Source organism: Leifsonia poae, from assembly GCF_027921845.1.
In the GTDB taxonomy this organism is placed as follows: domain Bacteria; phylum Actinomycetota; class Actinomycetes; order Actinomycetales; family Microbacteriaceae; genus Leifsonia; species Leifsonia poae.
Window position 1 is genome coordinate 91,175 of record NZ_BSEN01000010.1, and the last position, 15,106, is coordinate 106,280.

Genomic DNA, 15,106 nt, shown 5'->3' on the forward strand with positions numbered 1-15,106 from the left:
CGAAACCATAGCTTCGGCACAGTGCGCCCATAACGCCTGTGCTTAACGTCGCCCCGAACCCTTCGAATCCGAGAGAAAACGGAAGCCACATGTTCGGGACTTACCTGCGGCGCGAGCTCGTCAACCGCCGCAAACAGACGATCATCATCGCGGTGGGCATGGCCCTCGCGATCGCGCTCGTCATCATCGTCAATTCGGTCTCGGCCGGCGTGAAGCAGGCTCAGGCCAGCGTTCTGGAGTCGGTCTACGGGGTGGGCACCGACATCACGGTCACCGAACCCGCCACCGCGCAGGCGGCGACCGCGCAGCAGGGGCAGGGCGGCGGACCGCGCTTCGACTTCGGCGCCAACGCCGGCAGCGACACAGGCACCTCACGCAAGGTCGACACCTCGCGCCTCGAGGCCGCCCGCGGGGCGACCACGATGGCGGACACCACGCTGGCGACCGTGCAGAAGGTCGACAACGTCAAGTCGGCCGCCGCTGTTCTCTCGCTCACCAACACCAGCTTCAGCGGAACCCTCCCGAACTTCCAGCAGCTCCGCGAGCAGCGCCAGGCCGCAGGAGGCGCGGGCGGCACCGAGACCCAGCCGACCGCTCCCCCGACCGGCGGCGCCGACGGAGCCGGCGGCAGCTCGTTCACCGTCGACTCGTTCTCGGCGCTCGGGCTCGACCCGGCCGGCAAGGCGGTCGGCCCCCTCGCCTCCGTCACCCTGACCGGCGGCCGCACCTTCACCTCGGCAGACGCGGGCAAGGATGTCGTCGTCCTCGACGCCGCCTACGCCAAGACCGCGAGCAAGGCCGTCGGAGACACCGTCACCATCGGAGGCACGGCGTTCAAGGTCATCGGTATCGTGGCCGCGACCGGCAGCGACTCCACCACGGCGGCCAACACGTACATCCCCCTGGATGTCGCGCAGAAGCTCTCCGGTGAGACCAGCAAGGTCACCTCGGTGTACGTCACGGCCGCCTCGGCCAGCGACATCGACCAGATCAAGACCGACCTGACCAAGGCTCTCCCGAAGGCCACCGTGAGCACCCAGGCCGACCTGGCCTCGAGCGTCTCCGGATCGCTCGGCACGGCGGGTGAGCTCATCGCGAACCTCGGCACCTGGCTCTCGATCATCGTGCTCGCAGCGGCGTTCCTCATCGCCATCCTCTTCACCATCTCCGGCGTCACCCGGCGCACCCGCGAGTTCGGAACCCTCAAGGCGATCGGCTGGAGCAACGGCCGCATCACCGGGCAGGTGGCCGGCGAGTCCGTGGTGCAGGGCGTCATCGGCGGCGTGATCGGAATCGCCGTCGGCCTCCTCGGCGTGCTGATCATCAACCTGGTCGCGCCCACCCTCTCCGGCGGCATCGGCAACGGCTTCGCCACCGCCGCCGGAGGCACCGGCCGCGCCGCAACCGGCGCCGGCACGGGAACCGGCACCGGCGGCGCGGAGGGCGCCGCCGGTGGCGGATTCGGCGGAGGCGGTTTCGGCGGAGGCGCCTTCCAGGGCGCGAGGACCGCGGCGACCCAGGCCACGACGGACATCGCACTCCACGCCCCGGTCACCCTCTGGATCATCCTGATCGCCGTCGGCCTCGCCGTTCTCGGCGGTCTGATCGCCGGCGCCATCGGTGGATGGCGCGCATCCCGCCTGCGCCCGGCCGCGGCGCTCCGCTCGGTCGCCTAGCCGCCTTCGCTTCAAGGAGAAGAGACATGTACACCCTCACCAACGTCACCAAGACGTACACCCAGTCGAAGCGCACGGTCACGGCTCTCAACGACGTGACGCTCGAGATCCCGGATGGCCAGCTGGTCGCGATCCAGGGCCCGACGGGCGGCGGCAAGTCCACGCTGCTGCAGATGCTCGGCGCCCTCGACAGGCCGACCTCCGGCTCCGTTGTGCTCGAGAAGGCGAGCCTCTCCGGCCTCGGCGACGGCAAGCTCACCGCGATCCGGGCCAACGAGATCGGCTTCGTGTTCCAGGGCTTCAACCTGATCCCCACCCTCACCGCGCAGGAGAACGTGGAGACGGCGCTGGCCCCGCTCAAGGTCGGGGCCGAGGATCGCAAGCGACGCGCGGCCGAAGCACTCGCCTCGGTCGGTCTCGCCGACCGCGGCAGTCATCTGCCGTCGGAGCTGTCCGGCGGTCAGCAGCAGCGCGTCGCCATCGCCCGCGCGCTGGTCAAGGACCCCGATGTGCTGCTGGCCGACGAGCCGACGGGGAACCTCGACGAGGAGACCCGCGACGAGATCATGGACCTGCTCGAGGGCCTGTGGCGCGACCGGGGTCTCACGCTGATCATCGTGACGCACGACTCCGCCGTGGCGCGGCGCGCGCAGCGCCGCCTGCACATCAAGCACGGCCAGGTGAAGGACGTGGCGTAGCTGCCGACACGGTCCGCGACGAGTCACAACTCCGGAAGATTCGACCCCGCCGGGTCGGTTCTTCCGGAGTTGTGCCGTTCGAGGCGGCGCGTCGACCGAAGGTTCCGGAATTGCGCCGCGGGCGGCCTACGGAAGAACGACCAGCCCGAGTGCTTCCACGATCGCGACCGCCTGGCGCTCGTCGATCGTGGCACCGGTCAGCGTGACCGTCTGCGGGTCGATGCCGCCCAGGTCGCTGCCCTGCAGGTTGGCGCCGCTGAAGTCGGCTCGTTCGAACGCGGACGCCGAGAGGTCGCAGCCGACGATCGTCGCGCCACGGCACCGTGAGCGCGACAGATCGGCTTCGCGCAGCCGCACCCCGTCGAAGTCCGCCCCGCCCAGGTCGGCGCCGGAGAGCCCGACGAACGACCAGTTGCCGCCCTTCACCTTCAGCAGGCCGAAGTCGCAGGCGTCGAACGTGCTTCCGGTGAGCTTGCAGCGCTCGAAGGTGGCGTCGAAGAAGTTGCTGCGGCTGAAGGCGCAGTTCACGAACGCGCTGTCGGTGTGCGTGCTGACGTTGAAGCGCACGTTGGTGAAGGTGCACTCGGTGAACACGGTCGCGCGGCTGGTGAGCTCCGTCATGTCGACGTCGACGAACGCGACCCTGGTGTACTCGACCGCATCGAGATCGCGGCCGTACCAGTCCGCCCCGCGCACCGTCGTGTCGGTCAGGTCTTCGGGCGCGGGTTCGGGAGCGTCAGGCATGCGTCCATCCAATCATCGACGGCCGACGCACGACGGCCGACGGCGCCGACCTCGGCCGGCGCCGTCGAACTGCCGCTGAGGGCCGAAGCCCCGCCGAGCATCAGTCCTGGTTGCTGAACGCGGCGTCGAACGACGCGGTCGGCTGCTTCCAGAGCAGCGAGCGGATATAGCCGACAGCCTCTTTCGCGCCGTGCAGGCGGTCCATGCCCGCATCCTCCCACTCGATCGAGATCGGTCCGGTGTAGCCGATCGACTCGAGCGCGCGGAAGGAGTCCTCCCACGGCACGTCGCCGTGCCCGGTCGAGACGAAGTCCCAGCCGCGACGCGGGTCGCCCCAGGGCAGGTGCGAGCCGAGCACGCCGGCACGGCCGTTCTTCGGGCGCAGGCGCGTGTCCTTGCAGTCCACGTGGTAGATGCGGTCTTTGAAGTCGACGATGAAGCCGACCGGGTCGATGTCCTGCCACATCATGTGACTCGGGTCCCAGTTGAAGCCGAAGGCCTCGCGGTGGTCGATGACCTCGAGCGAACGGACGCTCGACCAGTAGTCGTAGGCGATCTCCGACGGGTGAACCTCGTGGGCGAACCGCACACCCTCACCGTCGAACACGTCGAGGATGGGGTTCCAACGGTCGGCGAAGTCCTGGTAGCCGGCGTCGATCACGTCGGCGGGAACCGGCGGGAACTGGGCGACGTACGGCCAGATCTTCGAGCCCGTGAAGCCGACGACCGTGTCGACGCCGAGGCGCCGCGCGACCTTCGCGGTGAGCTTGAGCTCCTCGGCGGCGCGCTGACGCACGCCCTCCGGCTCGCCGTCGCCCCACACCTTCGAGCCGACGATCGCCTGGTGGCGGAAGTCGATCGGGTCGTCGCAGACGGCCTGCCCCTTGAGGTGGTTCGAGATCGCCCACACCGTGAGCCCGTACTTGTTCAGGATGTCGAGCCGGCCCTGCAGGTACTCGTCGTCCTCCGCAGCGCGCCACACGTCGAGGTGCTCTCCCGAGCAGGCGATCTCGAGGCCGTCGTAGCCCCACTCGCTCGCGTACTTCGCGACCTCTTCGAGCGTGAGGTCGGCCCACTGCCCGGTGAAGAGCGTGACCGGATGCGTGCTCGCGAGCTCTGATCCTGTGGTGTTCGCGGTGTCAGTCATCGTGTGTTCCCATCTCGATCCAGGTGCCGGACTCCGCGGAGTCGAGCACGGCATCCGTGACCCGCACGGCCCGCAGACCGTCGGTGAAGCGCGGCAGACCCTCGGGGTCGGCGCCGCCGATCGCCGCGTACGTGTCGGCGACGAATGCGTTGAACGCGTCCTGATAGCCCTGCGGATGCCCGGAGGGGACGACGCACAGTCGTGCCGCGTCGGCGGCGAGCTGATCGGCGTCGCGCGGGATCAGCAAGCTGCCCGCACGCTTGCCCACCCACAGGGTCTCCGGCTGCTCCTGATCGAAGACGACGCTCTCGGCGCTGCCGGAGATCTCGAGGAGGAGCCGGTTCTTGCGGCCGGGCGCGACCTGCGACACAAGCAGGGTGCCGAGGGCGCCGGAGCGGGTCTCGATCACGACCGCGACCGCGTCTTCCGTGGTGATGGCCGCGTGCGACGCACGCTCGGAGAACACGGTGCGCTTCGTAGCCGCGACCCGCGAGACGCGGTCGCCGCTGACGAACTCGACCAGGTCTACGAGGTGCGATCCGATGTCGGCGAAGGCGCGCGAGCGCCCGCCGAGCACCGAGTCGACGCGCCAGTTGTCGTCGTCGACGCCGAGCAGCCAGTCCTGCAGGTACGAGGCGTTGATGCTGAGCACCTGACCGGCCTCGCCCGAGCGGAAGCGCGCTCGCGCCTCGCGCACCATGGGGTGGAAGCGGTAGGCGAACGGAACGGTCGCCGTGAGCGTTCCGGCTGCGGCCACGAGGGCCTCGGCGTCGGCGACCGTCGTCGTCAGCGGCTTCTCGCACACGACGTGCTTGCCGGCCGCGAGCACCGCCGCCGCCTGCTCCGCGTGCAGCGCGTTGGGCGTGCACACGTGTACGACGTCGATGCTGTCGTCGGCCAGGAGTTGATCGAGCGAGTCGTACGCTCGGTCGAAACCGAGCGACTCGGCCACCCGGGCTGACTTCTCCGGGCTCGAGGACACCACGCCGACCAGGTCGGCCCTGGCGGCACGGGCCGCCCGGGAATGGACCTCGGCCATGAATCCGCCGCCGACGATCGCGGTGCGCAGGCGCGGCACCGCGATCGCCTCCGTGCGGCTGAGGCCGCCGTCGGTCTCGTTCTGCGCCATCGGCCCGCCCTTAGAGCGTCGCCGCCTTCGGGTCCCAGTCCTCGGGGAGGGCGGGCGCGACTGCGACCGTGCTCTCCACGTCGACGGGGTGACCCGAAAGTCCGGCCTCGATGGTCGACACCATGACATCGAGCACGTGGTAGGCCTGCTCGCCGGAGGCGCGCTCCGGCACACCCGCCCGGATGGCCCTGGCCAGCTCGACGACGCCGGTCCCGCGGCTGCTCGTGGAGCCGGTCGCCGGGATCGTCTCGATGCCGTCGGCGCCGTGCACGATGAGGTCGCCCTCGAAGGTGTTGGGGTCGGGGACGACGACGGTTCCGTCGGCGCCGGCCACCTCGAACTGGGTACGGCCGAGCTTGGAGTCGAAGCTGAAGACGCTCTGCGCCGTCTGGCCGCTCTCGAACTGATAGAGCGCACTGACGTGCGTCGGCACGGTGACCTCGAACTCCTCGCCCGCACGGGGGCCGGAGCCGATGATCCGCTTCTCGCGAGCCTTCGAGGCGACCGCGCTGACGCGGGCGACCGGGCCGAAGAGCTGAACGAGGGCCGTCAGGTAGTACGGGCCGATGTCGAACAGCGGGCCGGCACCCTCCTGGAAGAGGAAGTCGGGGTTGGGGTGCCACGACTCGGGGCCGGGCGACTGCATCAGCGTGAGCGCAGTGAGCGGAACGCCAATGCTGCCGTTCTCGATCAGGCGACGAGCGGACTGGATGCCGGCGCCGAGGAAGGTGTCGGGCGCCGTCGCGACGCGCAGCCCCTTCTCGTGGGCGACCTCGAGCAGCTTCTGGCCGCTCACGCGATCGAGGGAGAACGGCTTCTCGCTCCACACGTTCTTGCCTGCCTCGAGCACCTGCAGCGCGACCTCGACGTGCACCTTGGGAAGGGTCAGGTTGACCACGATCTCGATGCCGTCGTCGGCGAGCAGCTCCTCGACCGTTCCCGAAGCGGGAATGCCGAAGGCCTCGGCCTGAGCACGTGCCCGCTCGAGGTCGATGTCGGCGACGAAGCGCACCTCGAGGTCGGGGAACGACGTCAGATTGGTGAGGTATTCCTTGCTGATGACCCCGGCTCCGATGATGCCGACGCCGACGCGACCGGTGCCGGCGCTCACGCGAGACCCTTGGAGGTGAGGAAGGCGTAGCTGTCGGCGACGGCCTGGAAGCGGTCGCCGCGGGAGTCGTCGAGCTCGATGACGCGGAGGGCGTTCGGCGCGGCGGCGATGATCTCCTCGACCGGCAGCGAGCCCTGGCCGACAGCCACCTGGTCCTTGGTCTCGGTGGTGCCGGGGCCGTCCTTGACGTGCAGCGCGACGACGCGGTCGCCGAACTTCTTCAGCAGCGCGACCGGGTCGTGGCCACCGACGGCGACCCAGTAGGTGTCGACCTCGAGCACGACCGCCGGGTCGAGCTTGCTCTCGAAGTACTCGAAGGCGGTGACGCCGTCGATCGTGTTCTCGAGCTCGTGTGCGTGGTTGTGATAGCCGACGCGCACGCCGTAGCGGGCGGCGACCTCGGCGGCGGCGTTGAGCTGGGAGGCGATCTCGTCGACGCTCTCCGCGGTCTGCCACCGCTCGGGGGCGACGAACGGGTCGATGACCGTCTCGATGCCGAGCGCCTTGGCGGCCTCGAAGACCGGCTCGAGGTCACCGCCGATGAAGCTCTGGTGGGTGGTCGGCGCCGTGAGGCCGGCCTCGCTGAGGCCACGACCGAGGTCGTCGCCGAAGGACAGGAATGCAAAGGGCTCGACCTGGGTGAACCCCAGGTCGGCGATGCGCTTGAGCGTGCCTACCGTGTCTTCCGTGAGAAGTTCACGAACGGTGTAGAGCTGCACGGAGAGTTTGGACGTCGACACTGTTCTCCTCGTCGAGTGATTCTGTGGATCGCGCTCAGGGCGCGACGTCTATTCAATCAGACTTCTGTCGCATGTCAATCAAAAGTTCGCTGATGAATGTCATACTTTGTCCACTCGCGCAGCCTTGTGCTTATATGTCCTCATGACCGACAGCGCGCGTGAGGCATCGCTCGTCGCGCCCGACGCCGCCCCGCTGTTGTCGATCCTGCGCGACGGGATCCCACGCACCCGCGCGCAGCTGGCCGAGCTCACCGGTCTCGCCCGCTCGACCATCGCCGTGCGCATCGACAGCCTCACCGCCGCCGGTCTCGTCGCGCCCGCCGGCGACGATGTCTCTACCGGTGGCCGCCCTCCGGCGCGCATCCGGTTCAACCCGGATTCGCGCGTCGTGATCGCCATCGACCTCGGCGCCACCCACGGGGTCGTCGCCATCGCCGACCTCGCGGGCACCATGCTGCACAGCGACTCGCGGCGCATCCAGATCTCGGACGGACCCGAGCCGGTGCTCGACTGGGCGCTGGCCACGGCGTCCGGGCTGTTCGCGGAGTCGGGGCGACCGCTCGGCGATCTCATCGGCATCGGCATCGGAGTGCCGGGACCGGTCGAGCACTCCACCGGGACGCCGGTGAACCCGCCGATCATGCCGGGCTGGGACCGGTTCGACATCCCTGCCTATGTGCACCGCACGTTCGACGTCCCCGTCCTCGTCGACAACGACGTCAACCTGCTCGCGCTCGGCGAGCACGCCACCAGCTGGCCGGAGCAGTCCGACCTCCTGTTCGTGAAGGTCGCGACCGGCATCGGCGCCGGCATCATCAACGGCGGCCGCCTGCAGCGCGGAGCACAGGGCTCCGCGGGAGACCTCGGTCACGTCCGCGTTCCGTTCGGGGCCGAGACCCCGAGCCACGGCGCTCAGGATGCCGACCTCGAAGCCCTCGCCAGCGGTCCGGCCATCGCCCGCGCTCTCACCGCGATCGGGATCCCGGCCACGACGAGCGACGACGTCGTGACCCTCGCCCGCACAGGCAACCCCGCCGTGCTGCAGGCCATCCGCCAGGCCGGCCGCGATCTCGGGGAGGTCGTCGCGACCTGCGTCAACCTGCTCAACCCGTCCGTGGTCGTGGTCGGCGGGAGCCTCTCACGGGTCGGAGAGCAGCTGCTCGCCGGCGTGCGCGAGGTCGTGTACCAGCGGTCCACTCCGCTCGCCACCCAGTACCTCACCATCACCCACTCACGTGCCGGGGCGACCGGCGGCGTGCTCGGGGCGGCGATCATGGTGATCCAGCACGCGCTGGACCCGGATGCCGACCGCCACTCCCCCGCGCCGTCCAGATCCCTCGGCCGCTGACCGGAGGGCCCTCTGGATATCGGCGGCCTGGCGTGATCGAATCGTTTCGACCACTCGTTCGCCCACACTCCCGTTCAGACCCGACACCCCACCCATCCACAACAGAGAATCCATCCACAACAGAGAATCGGAAGGACCGTCGTGAGCACCACTGCGGCACACTCAGGTAAAACGCTCCGCGCGGGCGTCATCGGACTCGGCTGGGCCGGGCAGCAGCACATGGAGGCGTATTCGACGCTCCCCGGTGTCGAGCTCGTCGCGATCGCCGGCATGGAGGACGAGCCGCGCGCCGCCCTCGGCGAGAAGTACGGGCTCACACGCCTCTACCGCGACTGGAAGGAGCTGGTGGCCGACGGCGACCTCGACGTGGTCAGCGTCGCCGTCCCGACCTTCCTGCACGCCCCCATCGCCGTCGGAGCACTCGAGGCGGGAATCCACGTGCTCAGCGAGAAGCCGATCGCGCGCACGGCGAGCGAGGCGCAGGCGATGGTCGACGCCGCGCACGCCAGCGGCCGCGTGCTCGAGGTGGCGTTCAACCACCGCCGGCGCGGCGACATCGAGGCCCTCAAGAAGGCGATCGACGACGGCACGATCGGCCGCCCGTACCACGGTCGCGCCGTCTGGCTGCGGCGTTCGGGCATCCCCGCCCTCGGCAGCTGGTTCACCAATCGCGAGATGGCAGGCGGCGGCCCCCTCATCGACATCGGCGTGCACGTGCTCGACTACGCACTGTTCCTCTTCGGCGAGCCGAAGGTCATCGCCGTGTCCGCCGTCACCCACTCCGAGCTCGGCACCCGCGGGCGCGGCGGCGCGGTCGCCGACAAGGTGAACGTCGGCTCCGCGTACGAGGTCGAAGACCTCGCCAGCCTGCTGCTCCGTCTCGAAGGCGGCGGCTCGCTCGTTCTCGAGACCAGCTGGGCGGCGTACCGTCCCGCCGGCGACGAGTTCGGCATCACGATCTACGGAACGGAGGGCGGCGCCGATCTGCGCGTCGTCGACTACGCCCCCGCCGGCGAGCTCACCCTGTTCACCGGCGACGGCGAGGCCAGCTCCGACATCCGCGTCGCCGCCGACCCGGGCCGGGGTCACAACGCCGTGGTCGAGACGTTCCTCGAGCACGTCGCCGACGAGGGGAACTGGTCGCAGTACGACGGCTCGCTCGCCCTCGACCGCGCCCGCATCATCGACGCCGCCTACGAGTCGGCGACCCGCGGAGCCGAGGTGCGCCTCGACGCCGAACCCGGCCACGAGGCCGACTCCACCAGCAACACCGTCACCGCTTCGAAGGGAGTCTGAGCATGCCCGCACTGCGCGTCACCGTCTGGAACGAAGGGGTGCACGAGAGCACCCAGCCGGCCATCGCCGCCGTCTACCCGACAGGGATCCATGGCGCCATCGCCGAGGGCCTCACCGAGCTCCTCGGGCCGGACGCGAGCATCCGCACCGCCACGCTCGCCGACCCCGAGCACGGCCTGAGCGAGGAGGTGCTCGCTCAGACCGACGTGCTTCTCTGGTGGGGCCACATCGCACACGACCAGGTGGCCGACGAGGTCGTCGAGCGGGTGCGGCAGCACGTGCTCGCCGGCATGGGCCTGATCGTGCTGCACTCCGGGCACTTCTCGAAGATCTTCATCCGGATGCTCGGAACCACGTGCTCGCTGGCCTGGCGCAACCCGGAGGGCGGCGAACGCGAGCTCGTCTGGAACGTCAACCCCACGCATCCGATCGCCGAGGGCATCGAGCAGCCGATCGTGATCGAGGCCCAGGAGATGTACGGCGAGTTCTTCGACATCCCGACGCCCGACGATCTGGTCTTCATCAGCTCGTTCACCGGGGGCGAGGTCTTCCGCTCCGGTGTCACGTTCACCCGCGGCCGCGGAAAGATCTTCTACTTCAGCCCCGGCGACCAGGAGTACCCGGTGTACTTCCACCCGCAGGTGCGGCGTGTGCTCGCCAATGGCGTGCGCTGGGCGGCGCCGGTCGCTGGGCCGCGTCGCGCTCCGGAGGTCTCGAATCCGGATGCGGGCGTCTGGCCCCGCTGAGAGCGGTGACGGGGCGCGCGGAGATCTTCGGGGGCATGACCGCGCGCCCCTTCCTGTGGCGTTGAAACCTCAGGTGTTAAAACACTAGATCTATCGAGCAGGCTGGACAATGGCCGGCGCCCCGGCGGCGCGTCTATAAACGCATTACGGAAGACTGGACGCATGAACGCCTTCGACACCCTGCCCGCGCCTCGGCACCCCGATCCCCACGACGCCCCCGCGCTCCGCTGGGGCGTGCTCGCGCCGGGCGGCATCGCCGCCGACTTCACGGATGCGCTGCACACGCACACCACGCAGCGGGTCGTCGCCGCCGGGTCACGGTCGGCCGAGCGTGCGGCCGCGTTCGCCGCAGCGCACGGGGTGGAGCGCTCCTACGGCTCGTACGAGCAGCTGGTCGCCGATCCCGGGGTCGATGTCGTCTACGTGGCCTCGCCGCACTCGCAGCACCGCGAGCATGCCCTGCTCGCGATCGCGGCCGGCAAGAACGTGCTGATCGAGAAGCCGATGGCGGCGACAGCGGCCGACGCACGCGCGATCGCCGATGCGGCCCGTTCGGCGGGCGTCTTCGCGATGGAGGCGATGTGGACGCGCTACCTGCCCCAGACCGACATCGTCCGTCAGCTCCTGGCCGACGGCGCCTTCGGCGAGGTGCGCGTCGTGACGGCCGACTTCGGGGGCGCGGCCACGTTCGACCCCACCAGCCGGATGTTCGACCCGGCGCTCGCCGGCGGTGCGCTGCTCGACCTCGGCGTCTATGTGGTGTCGTGGGCGTCGTTCGCGCTGGGTGCCCCCGCCGGCATCCTGGCGACCGGATCGCTCGCGCCGACCGGCGTCGACGAGCAGGTGGCGATGATCCTGTCGTCGGCGACAGGCGCGCAGGCACTCCTGAGCACGGGGCTGCGGGCAGGGACCCCGTCGCTCGCGACGATCAGCGGGTCATCCGGGCGCGTCGAGACCGACAGCCCGTTCTGGGCGGCGAGCGGCCTGCGATTCTTCGGGCCGGACGGACGGATGGCCGCCCACTGGGTCGACCCGTACGGACGCCCGCACCGCGAGGGGATGTCGTACGAAGCCGCCGCTCTCGCCCGGTACGTGACCGACGGACTCACCGACTCGCCCCTGCATCCGCTCAGCGAGGCGGTCGACACGCTGGCGACCCTCGACGAGGCGCGCCGGCAGCTCGGCTCCGTGGGCGTGGGAGGACGCGCAGCCTCCGCGACCGAGGCACAATAGAGGAGTGTTCGACCCCGCCCTGACCCGCCCGCTCGCGCTGGCGGAGCCGGCTCTCCCGCCGGTCGGCGCGTCCCCGGCACAGCAGGGTCCGCATCTCGTGCGCCTCGTCGCGCGCTCGAGCGATCGCATCGCGTGGTTGCGGGCACGCAGTCGAGGCATCACCGCCACGGATGTCGCAAAGCTGTCCACGCCGAAGTCCGTCGAGTCGGCCGCGTACGACAAGCTGAACGGCACCGGATTCGGTGGCAACGTCTTCACGCAGTACGGCCGGGCACGCGAGCCCGAGATCGCCTCGTGGGTGGCCGCGACCCACGGCATCCAGCCGAGCGATGCGCTCTACCACGCCGAGGCCGACCGCCGTCACCTGGCCACGCCCGACGGCCTCACGGTGCGCGCCGGCGGCACGATCGAACTCGCCGAGATCAAGACGACCAACAAGGCGTTCCGCAGCATCCCGCGCAATTACCTGCGCCAGATCTGGTGGCAGCAGTACGTGCTCGGCGCGGAGCGCACCCTCTTCGTCTGGGAGCAGCACTCGGGCTTCGTCCCGGTGCACGAGGAACCCCAGTGCCTCTGGGTCGACCGCGACGACGCGGAGATCTCGAAGCTCGTCTCGCTCGCGGAGGACCTGATCACGGTCCTGCGTCGCCGTACGCAGGCCGCCGCCGTCTCGGCGCCCGCCGCCTCCGGGTACTGACGCCGCGTCAGCGTGTGGCAGTCGCGGGCGTCGCCGAACGCGTCAGGGACAGCCCGTAGGCGGCCAGCCACGCGATCGCAACGGTGGTGCCGATGAGCTCCAGCCAGGAGCCGACATCCGTCGCCACGTGCACCAGGGCGAGCAGCCCGCCCACGATCGTGATGCCGGCCACCGCGACGCAACAGACCAGCGACAGTCGTGCGACCCGGGGCATCGATGTCGCGAACGCGACCTGGAGCATCGCGTAGCACGCCGCGGCGAAACCCAGCACGGCGCTCGACGTGTGCACGAGGTCCTGCGTCGTCGAGCGCGGGTCGACGATCGGCACCGGGCAGTAGGCGGTGCAGGTGACCTGCGACGCGATCACGAAGCAGACGCCGGCGAAGCCCAGGGTGATCGCGGGCGCCCACCGGTTCAAGACGGGCGCCGACGACCGGATGTGCCCGGAGGCCAGCGCGATCGAGAAGCCACCCAGGGCGATGCAGAGCAGCGCGACCGCGAACGGGAACTTGGTTGCCGCGCCGACTGCGCCGAGCTCGCTCACGTAGACCGGGTAGGGAACCGTGAGCCGCGCCGCCCAGATGAGCGTGAGACCGCCGAGGACGGCGATCGTCCCGATCGCCAGCAGCACCGGCACCGCGCGCTGCCATCCGCCGGCGAGCAGCGGGACGGCGAACGGCTGTCGTACGATCCGCAGCAGCCGGGGCGCGCGGGGGCCGGACAGTCGGGTCACCTGCGTTCCTCGTCTCGGGTCGGGGATCTCGTTCGGGTAGGGCCGGGGTCGGGTCCGATCCGAATGCATCCTAACCAGCGATCTTGAGAAAACCGCCAGGGGGTATCCGAAACGGATTGTTCACACGTGGTGATGCCGTCGTAACACCTTGGAATCATTGGCGGGATTGACTGGTTGCGATCACGATGGCACGGCCCGAACCGCTGTCACGACTGCCCGACCGACGAGGGGACGACGAATGCAGAAGACGATGCGGGCCGCACTTCTCCATCAGGCGGGCGCAGCCGATGAGCTCGCCGTCGAGGAGACCGGGGTCCCCGACCGCGTCAATGCCGAGTTCCTCGTGAAGGTCGTGGCCGCCGGGGTGAACCCGATCGACGCCAAGACGCGTGCCGGTCGCGGCGTGTTCGGCGCGATCCACCAGTTCCCCGCCGTGCTCGGCCACGACTTCAGCGGTGTCGTCGTGCAGTCACCCTTCGCCGCGCATCCGATCAAGCCGGGCGACGAGGTCTTCGGCATGGTGATGGTGCCGCGCTACAGCGGAAGCTACGCCGAATACGTCTCGGTGCCGAGTCTCAGCGTCGTCCGCAAGCCGAGCACCCTCTCGCACATCGAGGCGGCCGGGGCGCCCCTGGCGGCCCTCACGGCCTGGGGCCTGGTGGTCGAGGTCGCCAAGGCGCACGAAGGCCAGCGGATGCTCATCCACGCCGGCAGCGGCGGCGTCGGCCACTTCGCGGTGCAGTTCGCCTCGTACTTCGGGGCCCACGTCATCGCGACGGCATCCGGCGCCAATGTGCCGTGGCTGCGCTCCCTCGGGGCCGCCGAGGTCATCGACTACGCGACCACCCGCTTCGAAGACGTCGTGGGCGAGGTCGACGTCGTGATCGATCTGATCGGCAACGTGCATGACGATACGGGGTCGCGGTCGCTGTCCGTGCTGCGCCGCGGCGGACTCATCGTCAACGCGCCGACCGGTAGCTGGCCGACCTTCGCAGACGAGGTCGCCGCGGCCGGCGTGCGCGGAACGGATTTCAAGGTCGCGCCCGACGGCAACACGCTCGCGGTGATCGCGCGTCTGCTCGAGGCGGGGAACGTGCGCGTGCACGTGGACCAGATCTTCGCGCTCGAGCAGATCGCCGAGGCGCACCGGGCCATGGAGTCGGGGCACACCCGCGGCAAGATCGTGTTGAAGGTCGCCGAGGGCTGAGGTCGGCGGCCGGGCTGCGCGCTACGCCAGCGAGCGCTCCATCACCCAGTCGTCCTCGAGGCGGTCCCCCACCAGGAAGTGCTTGGTGCCGACGCGCTCGAAGCCGTGCTTGCCGTAGAACCGCTGAGCCCGGCCATTTTCCTCGTTGACGCCCAGCCACATGCCCGCCGATCCGGCGGCGACCGCGGCGTCGACACTTGCGGCCATCAGCCCGCTCGCGACGCCGGCGCCGTGATGGCCGGGCATCACGTAGCACTTGCTCAGCTCGATCGTGGGCCGGATGCGGATGGCCGCCTTCACGTCCGCGTCGGCCGGCTCGCCGAGGTTCAGCATCGTGTAGCCGATCGCCCCGGCATGCGGATGCTCGTCGTCTTCTGCGATGAGCAGCAGACGGCTCGCGTCGGCCAGGTACTCGGCGAACCGCTCCTCCGACAGCACGGTCGCGATGAAGTGCGCCTTCGCCTCGTCGGTGGTGTGCGGCGGGCAGGCCAGCGGAAAGGTCACGGCGGCGACGGCGGCGAGGGCCGCGGCGTCCCCGGCCTCGGCGGGGCGGATCCTAACGGTCATCCCTTCACCCTACCCAGCCCGGCGGCCCCGTGGC

The 15,106-nt window shown here is 70.0% G+C and carries 15 protein-coding genes; 8 read left to right on the forward strand and 7 right to left on the reverse strand.

All coding sequences use genetic code 11. The features are described from left to right. The first annotated feature begins 89 nt into the window (after nt 1-89). Nucleotides 90-1,676, forward strand: a complete 1,587-nt coding sequence (locus PKE84_RS11290) for an ABC transporter permease (protein WP_271177344.1) — start codon at nt 90-92, stop codon at nt 1,674-1,676. 26 nt (nt 1,677-1,702) lie between these two features. After that, complete coding sequence (locus tag PKE84_RS11295) at nt 1,703-2,374, forward strand: ABC transporter ATP-binding protein (protein WP_271177345.1); 672 nt, start codon at nt 1,703-1,705, stop codon at nt 2,372-2,374. 126 nt (nt 2,375-2,500) lie between these two features. Here PKE84_RS11295 and PKE84_RS11300 read toward each other — a convergent pair whose 3' ends face one another. The 5 genes from PKE84_RS11300 to PKE84_RS11320 form a co-directional block, all read right to left on the reverse strand. Next, on the reverse strand, nt 2,501-3,118 hold the full coding sequence (locus PKE84_RS11300) for a pentapeptide repeat-containing protein (protein ID WP_271177346.1): 618 nt from the start codon (nt 3,116-3,118) through the stop codon (nt 2,501-2,503). 100 nt (nt 3,119-3,218) lie between these two features. After that, entirely contained in the window at nt 3,219-4,265 is a 1,047-nt protein-coding gene (locus PKE84_RS11305; protein ID WP_271177347.1) for a sugar phosphate isomerase/epimerase family protein, read from the reverse strand. Next, nucleotides 4,258-5,394 carry a Gfo/Idh/MocA family protein gene (locus tag PKE84_RS11310; RefSeq protein ID WP_271177348.1) on the reverse strand — a complete coding sequence of 379 codons (1,137 nt, stop codon included), beginning with the start codon at nt 5,392-5,394 and terminating at the stop codon, nt 4,258-4,260. Before PKE84_RS11310 ends, PKE84_RS11305 begins: the two co-directional genes overlap by 8 nt. A 10-nt stretch (nt 5,395-5,404) precedes the next feature. Beyond that, nucleotides 5,405-6,505 carry a Gfo/Idh/MocA family protein gene (locus PKE84_RS11315; protein ID WP_271177349.1) on the reverse strand — a complete coding sequence of 367 codons (1,101 nt, stop codon included), beginning with the start codon at nt 6,503-6,505 and terminating at the stop codon, nt 5,405-5,407. Beyond that, complete coding sequence (locus PKE84_RS11320) at nt 6,502-7,245, reverse strand: sugar phosphate isomerase/epimerase family protein (protein WP_271177350.1); 744 nt, start codon at nt 7,243-7,245, stop codon at nt 6,502-6,504. Before PKE84_RS11320 ends, PKE84_RS11315 begins: the two co-directional genes overlap by 4 nt. Nucleotides 7,246-7,387: 142 nt before the next feature. Between PKE84_RS11320 and PKE84_RS11325 the strand changes: the two genes are divergently transcribed. From PKE84_RS11325 to PKE84_RS11345, 5 genes are all read left to right on the forward strand, one after another. Next, complete coding sequence (locus PKE84_RS11325) at nt 7,388-8,593, forward strand: ROK family transcriptional regulator (RefSeq protein WP_271177351.1); 1,206 nt, start codon at nt 7,388-7,390, stop codon at nt 8,591-8,593. A gap of 141 nt (nt 8,594-8,734) precedes the next feature. Beyond that, complete coding sequence (locus PKE84_RS11330; protein WP_271177352.1) at nt 8,735-9,889, forward strand: Gfo/Idh/MocA family protein; 1,155 nt, start codon at nt 8,735-8,737, stop codon at nt 9,887-9,889. Between the two features lie 2 nt (nt 9,890-9,891). After that, entirely contained in the window at nt 9,892-10,635 is a 744-nt protein-coding gene (locus PKE84_RS11335) for a ThuA domain-containing protein (RefSeq protein ID WP_373877138.1), read from the forward strand. A 162-nt stretch (nt 10,636-10,797) separates the two neighbouring features. After that, entirely contained in the window at nt 10,798-11,868 is a 1,071-nt protein-coding gene (locus PKE84_RS11340) for a Gfo/Idh/MocA family protein (protein WP_271177353.1), read from the forward strand. Nucleotides 11,869-11,965: 97 nt separating this feature from the next. After that, complete coding sequence (locus PKE84_RS11345; RefSeq protein ID WP_271177385.1) at nt 11,966-12,565, forward strand: YqaJ viral recombinase family protein; 600 nt, start codon at nt 11,966-11,968, stop codon at nt 12,563-12,565. A 7-nt stretch (nt 12,566-12,572) separates the two neighbouring features. On the opposite strand, the gene PKE84_RS11350 is transcribed toward PKE84_RS11345, so the two are convergent. Further along, the gene (locus PKE84_RS11350) at nt 12,573-13,298 is read right to left on the reverse strand and encodes a DUF998 domain-containing protein (RefSeq protein ID WP_271177354.1); all 726 of its coding nucleotides are present in this window, start codon (nt 13,296-13,298) and stop codon (nt 12,573-12,575) included. A gap of 238 nt (nt 13,299-13,536) precedes the next feature. Here PKE84_RS11350 and PKE84_RS11355 point away from each other — a divergent pair, with 238 nt between their 5' ends. Continuing rightward, on the forward strand, nt 13,537-14,505 hold the full coding sequence (locus tag PKE84_RS11355) for an NADP-dependent oxidoreductase (protein ID WP_271177355.1): 969 nt from the start codon (nt 13,537-13,539) through the stop codon (nt 14,503-14,505). A 21-nt stretch (nt 14,506-14,526) separates the two neighbouring features. Here PKE84_RS11355 and PKE84_RS11360 read toward each other — a convergent pair whose 3' ends face one another. Beyond that, entirely contained in the window at nt 14,527-15,072 is a 546-nt protein-coding gene (locus PKE84_RS11360; RefSeq protein WP_271177356.1) for a GNAT family N-acetyltransferase, read from the reverse strand. Nucleotides 15,073-15,106: the final 34 nt, after the last annotated feature.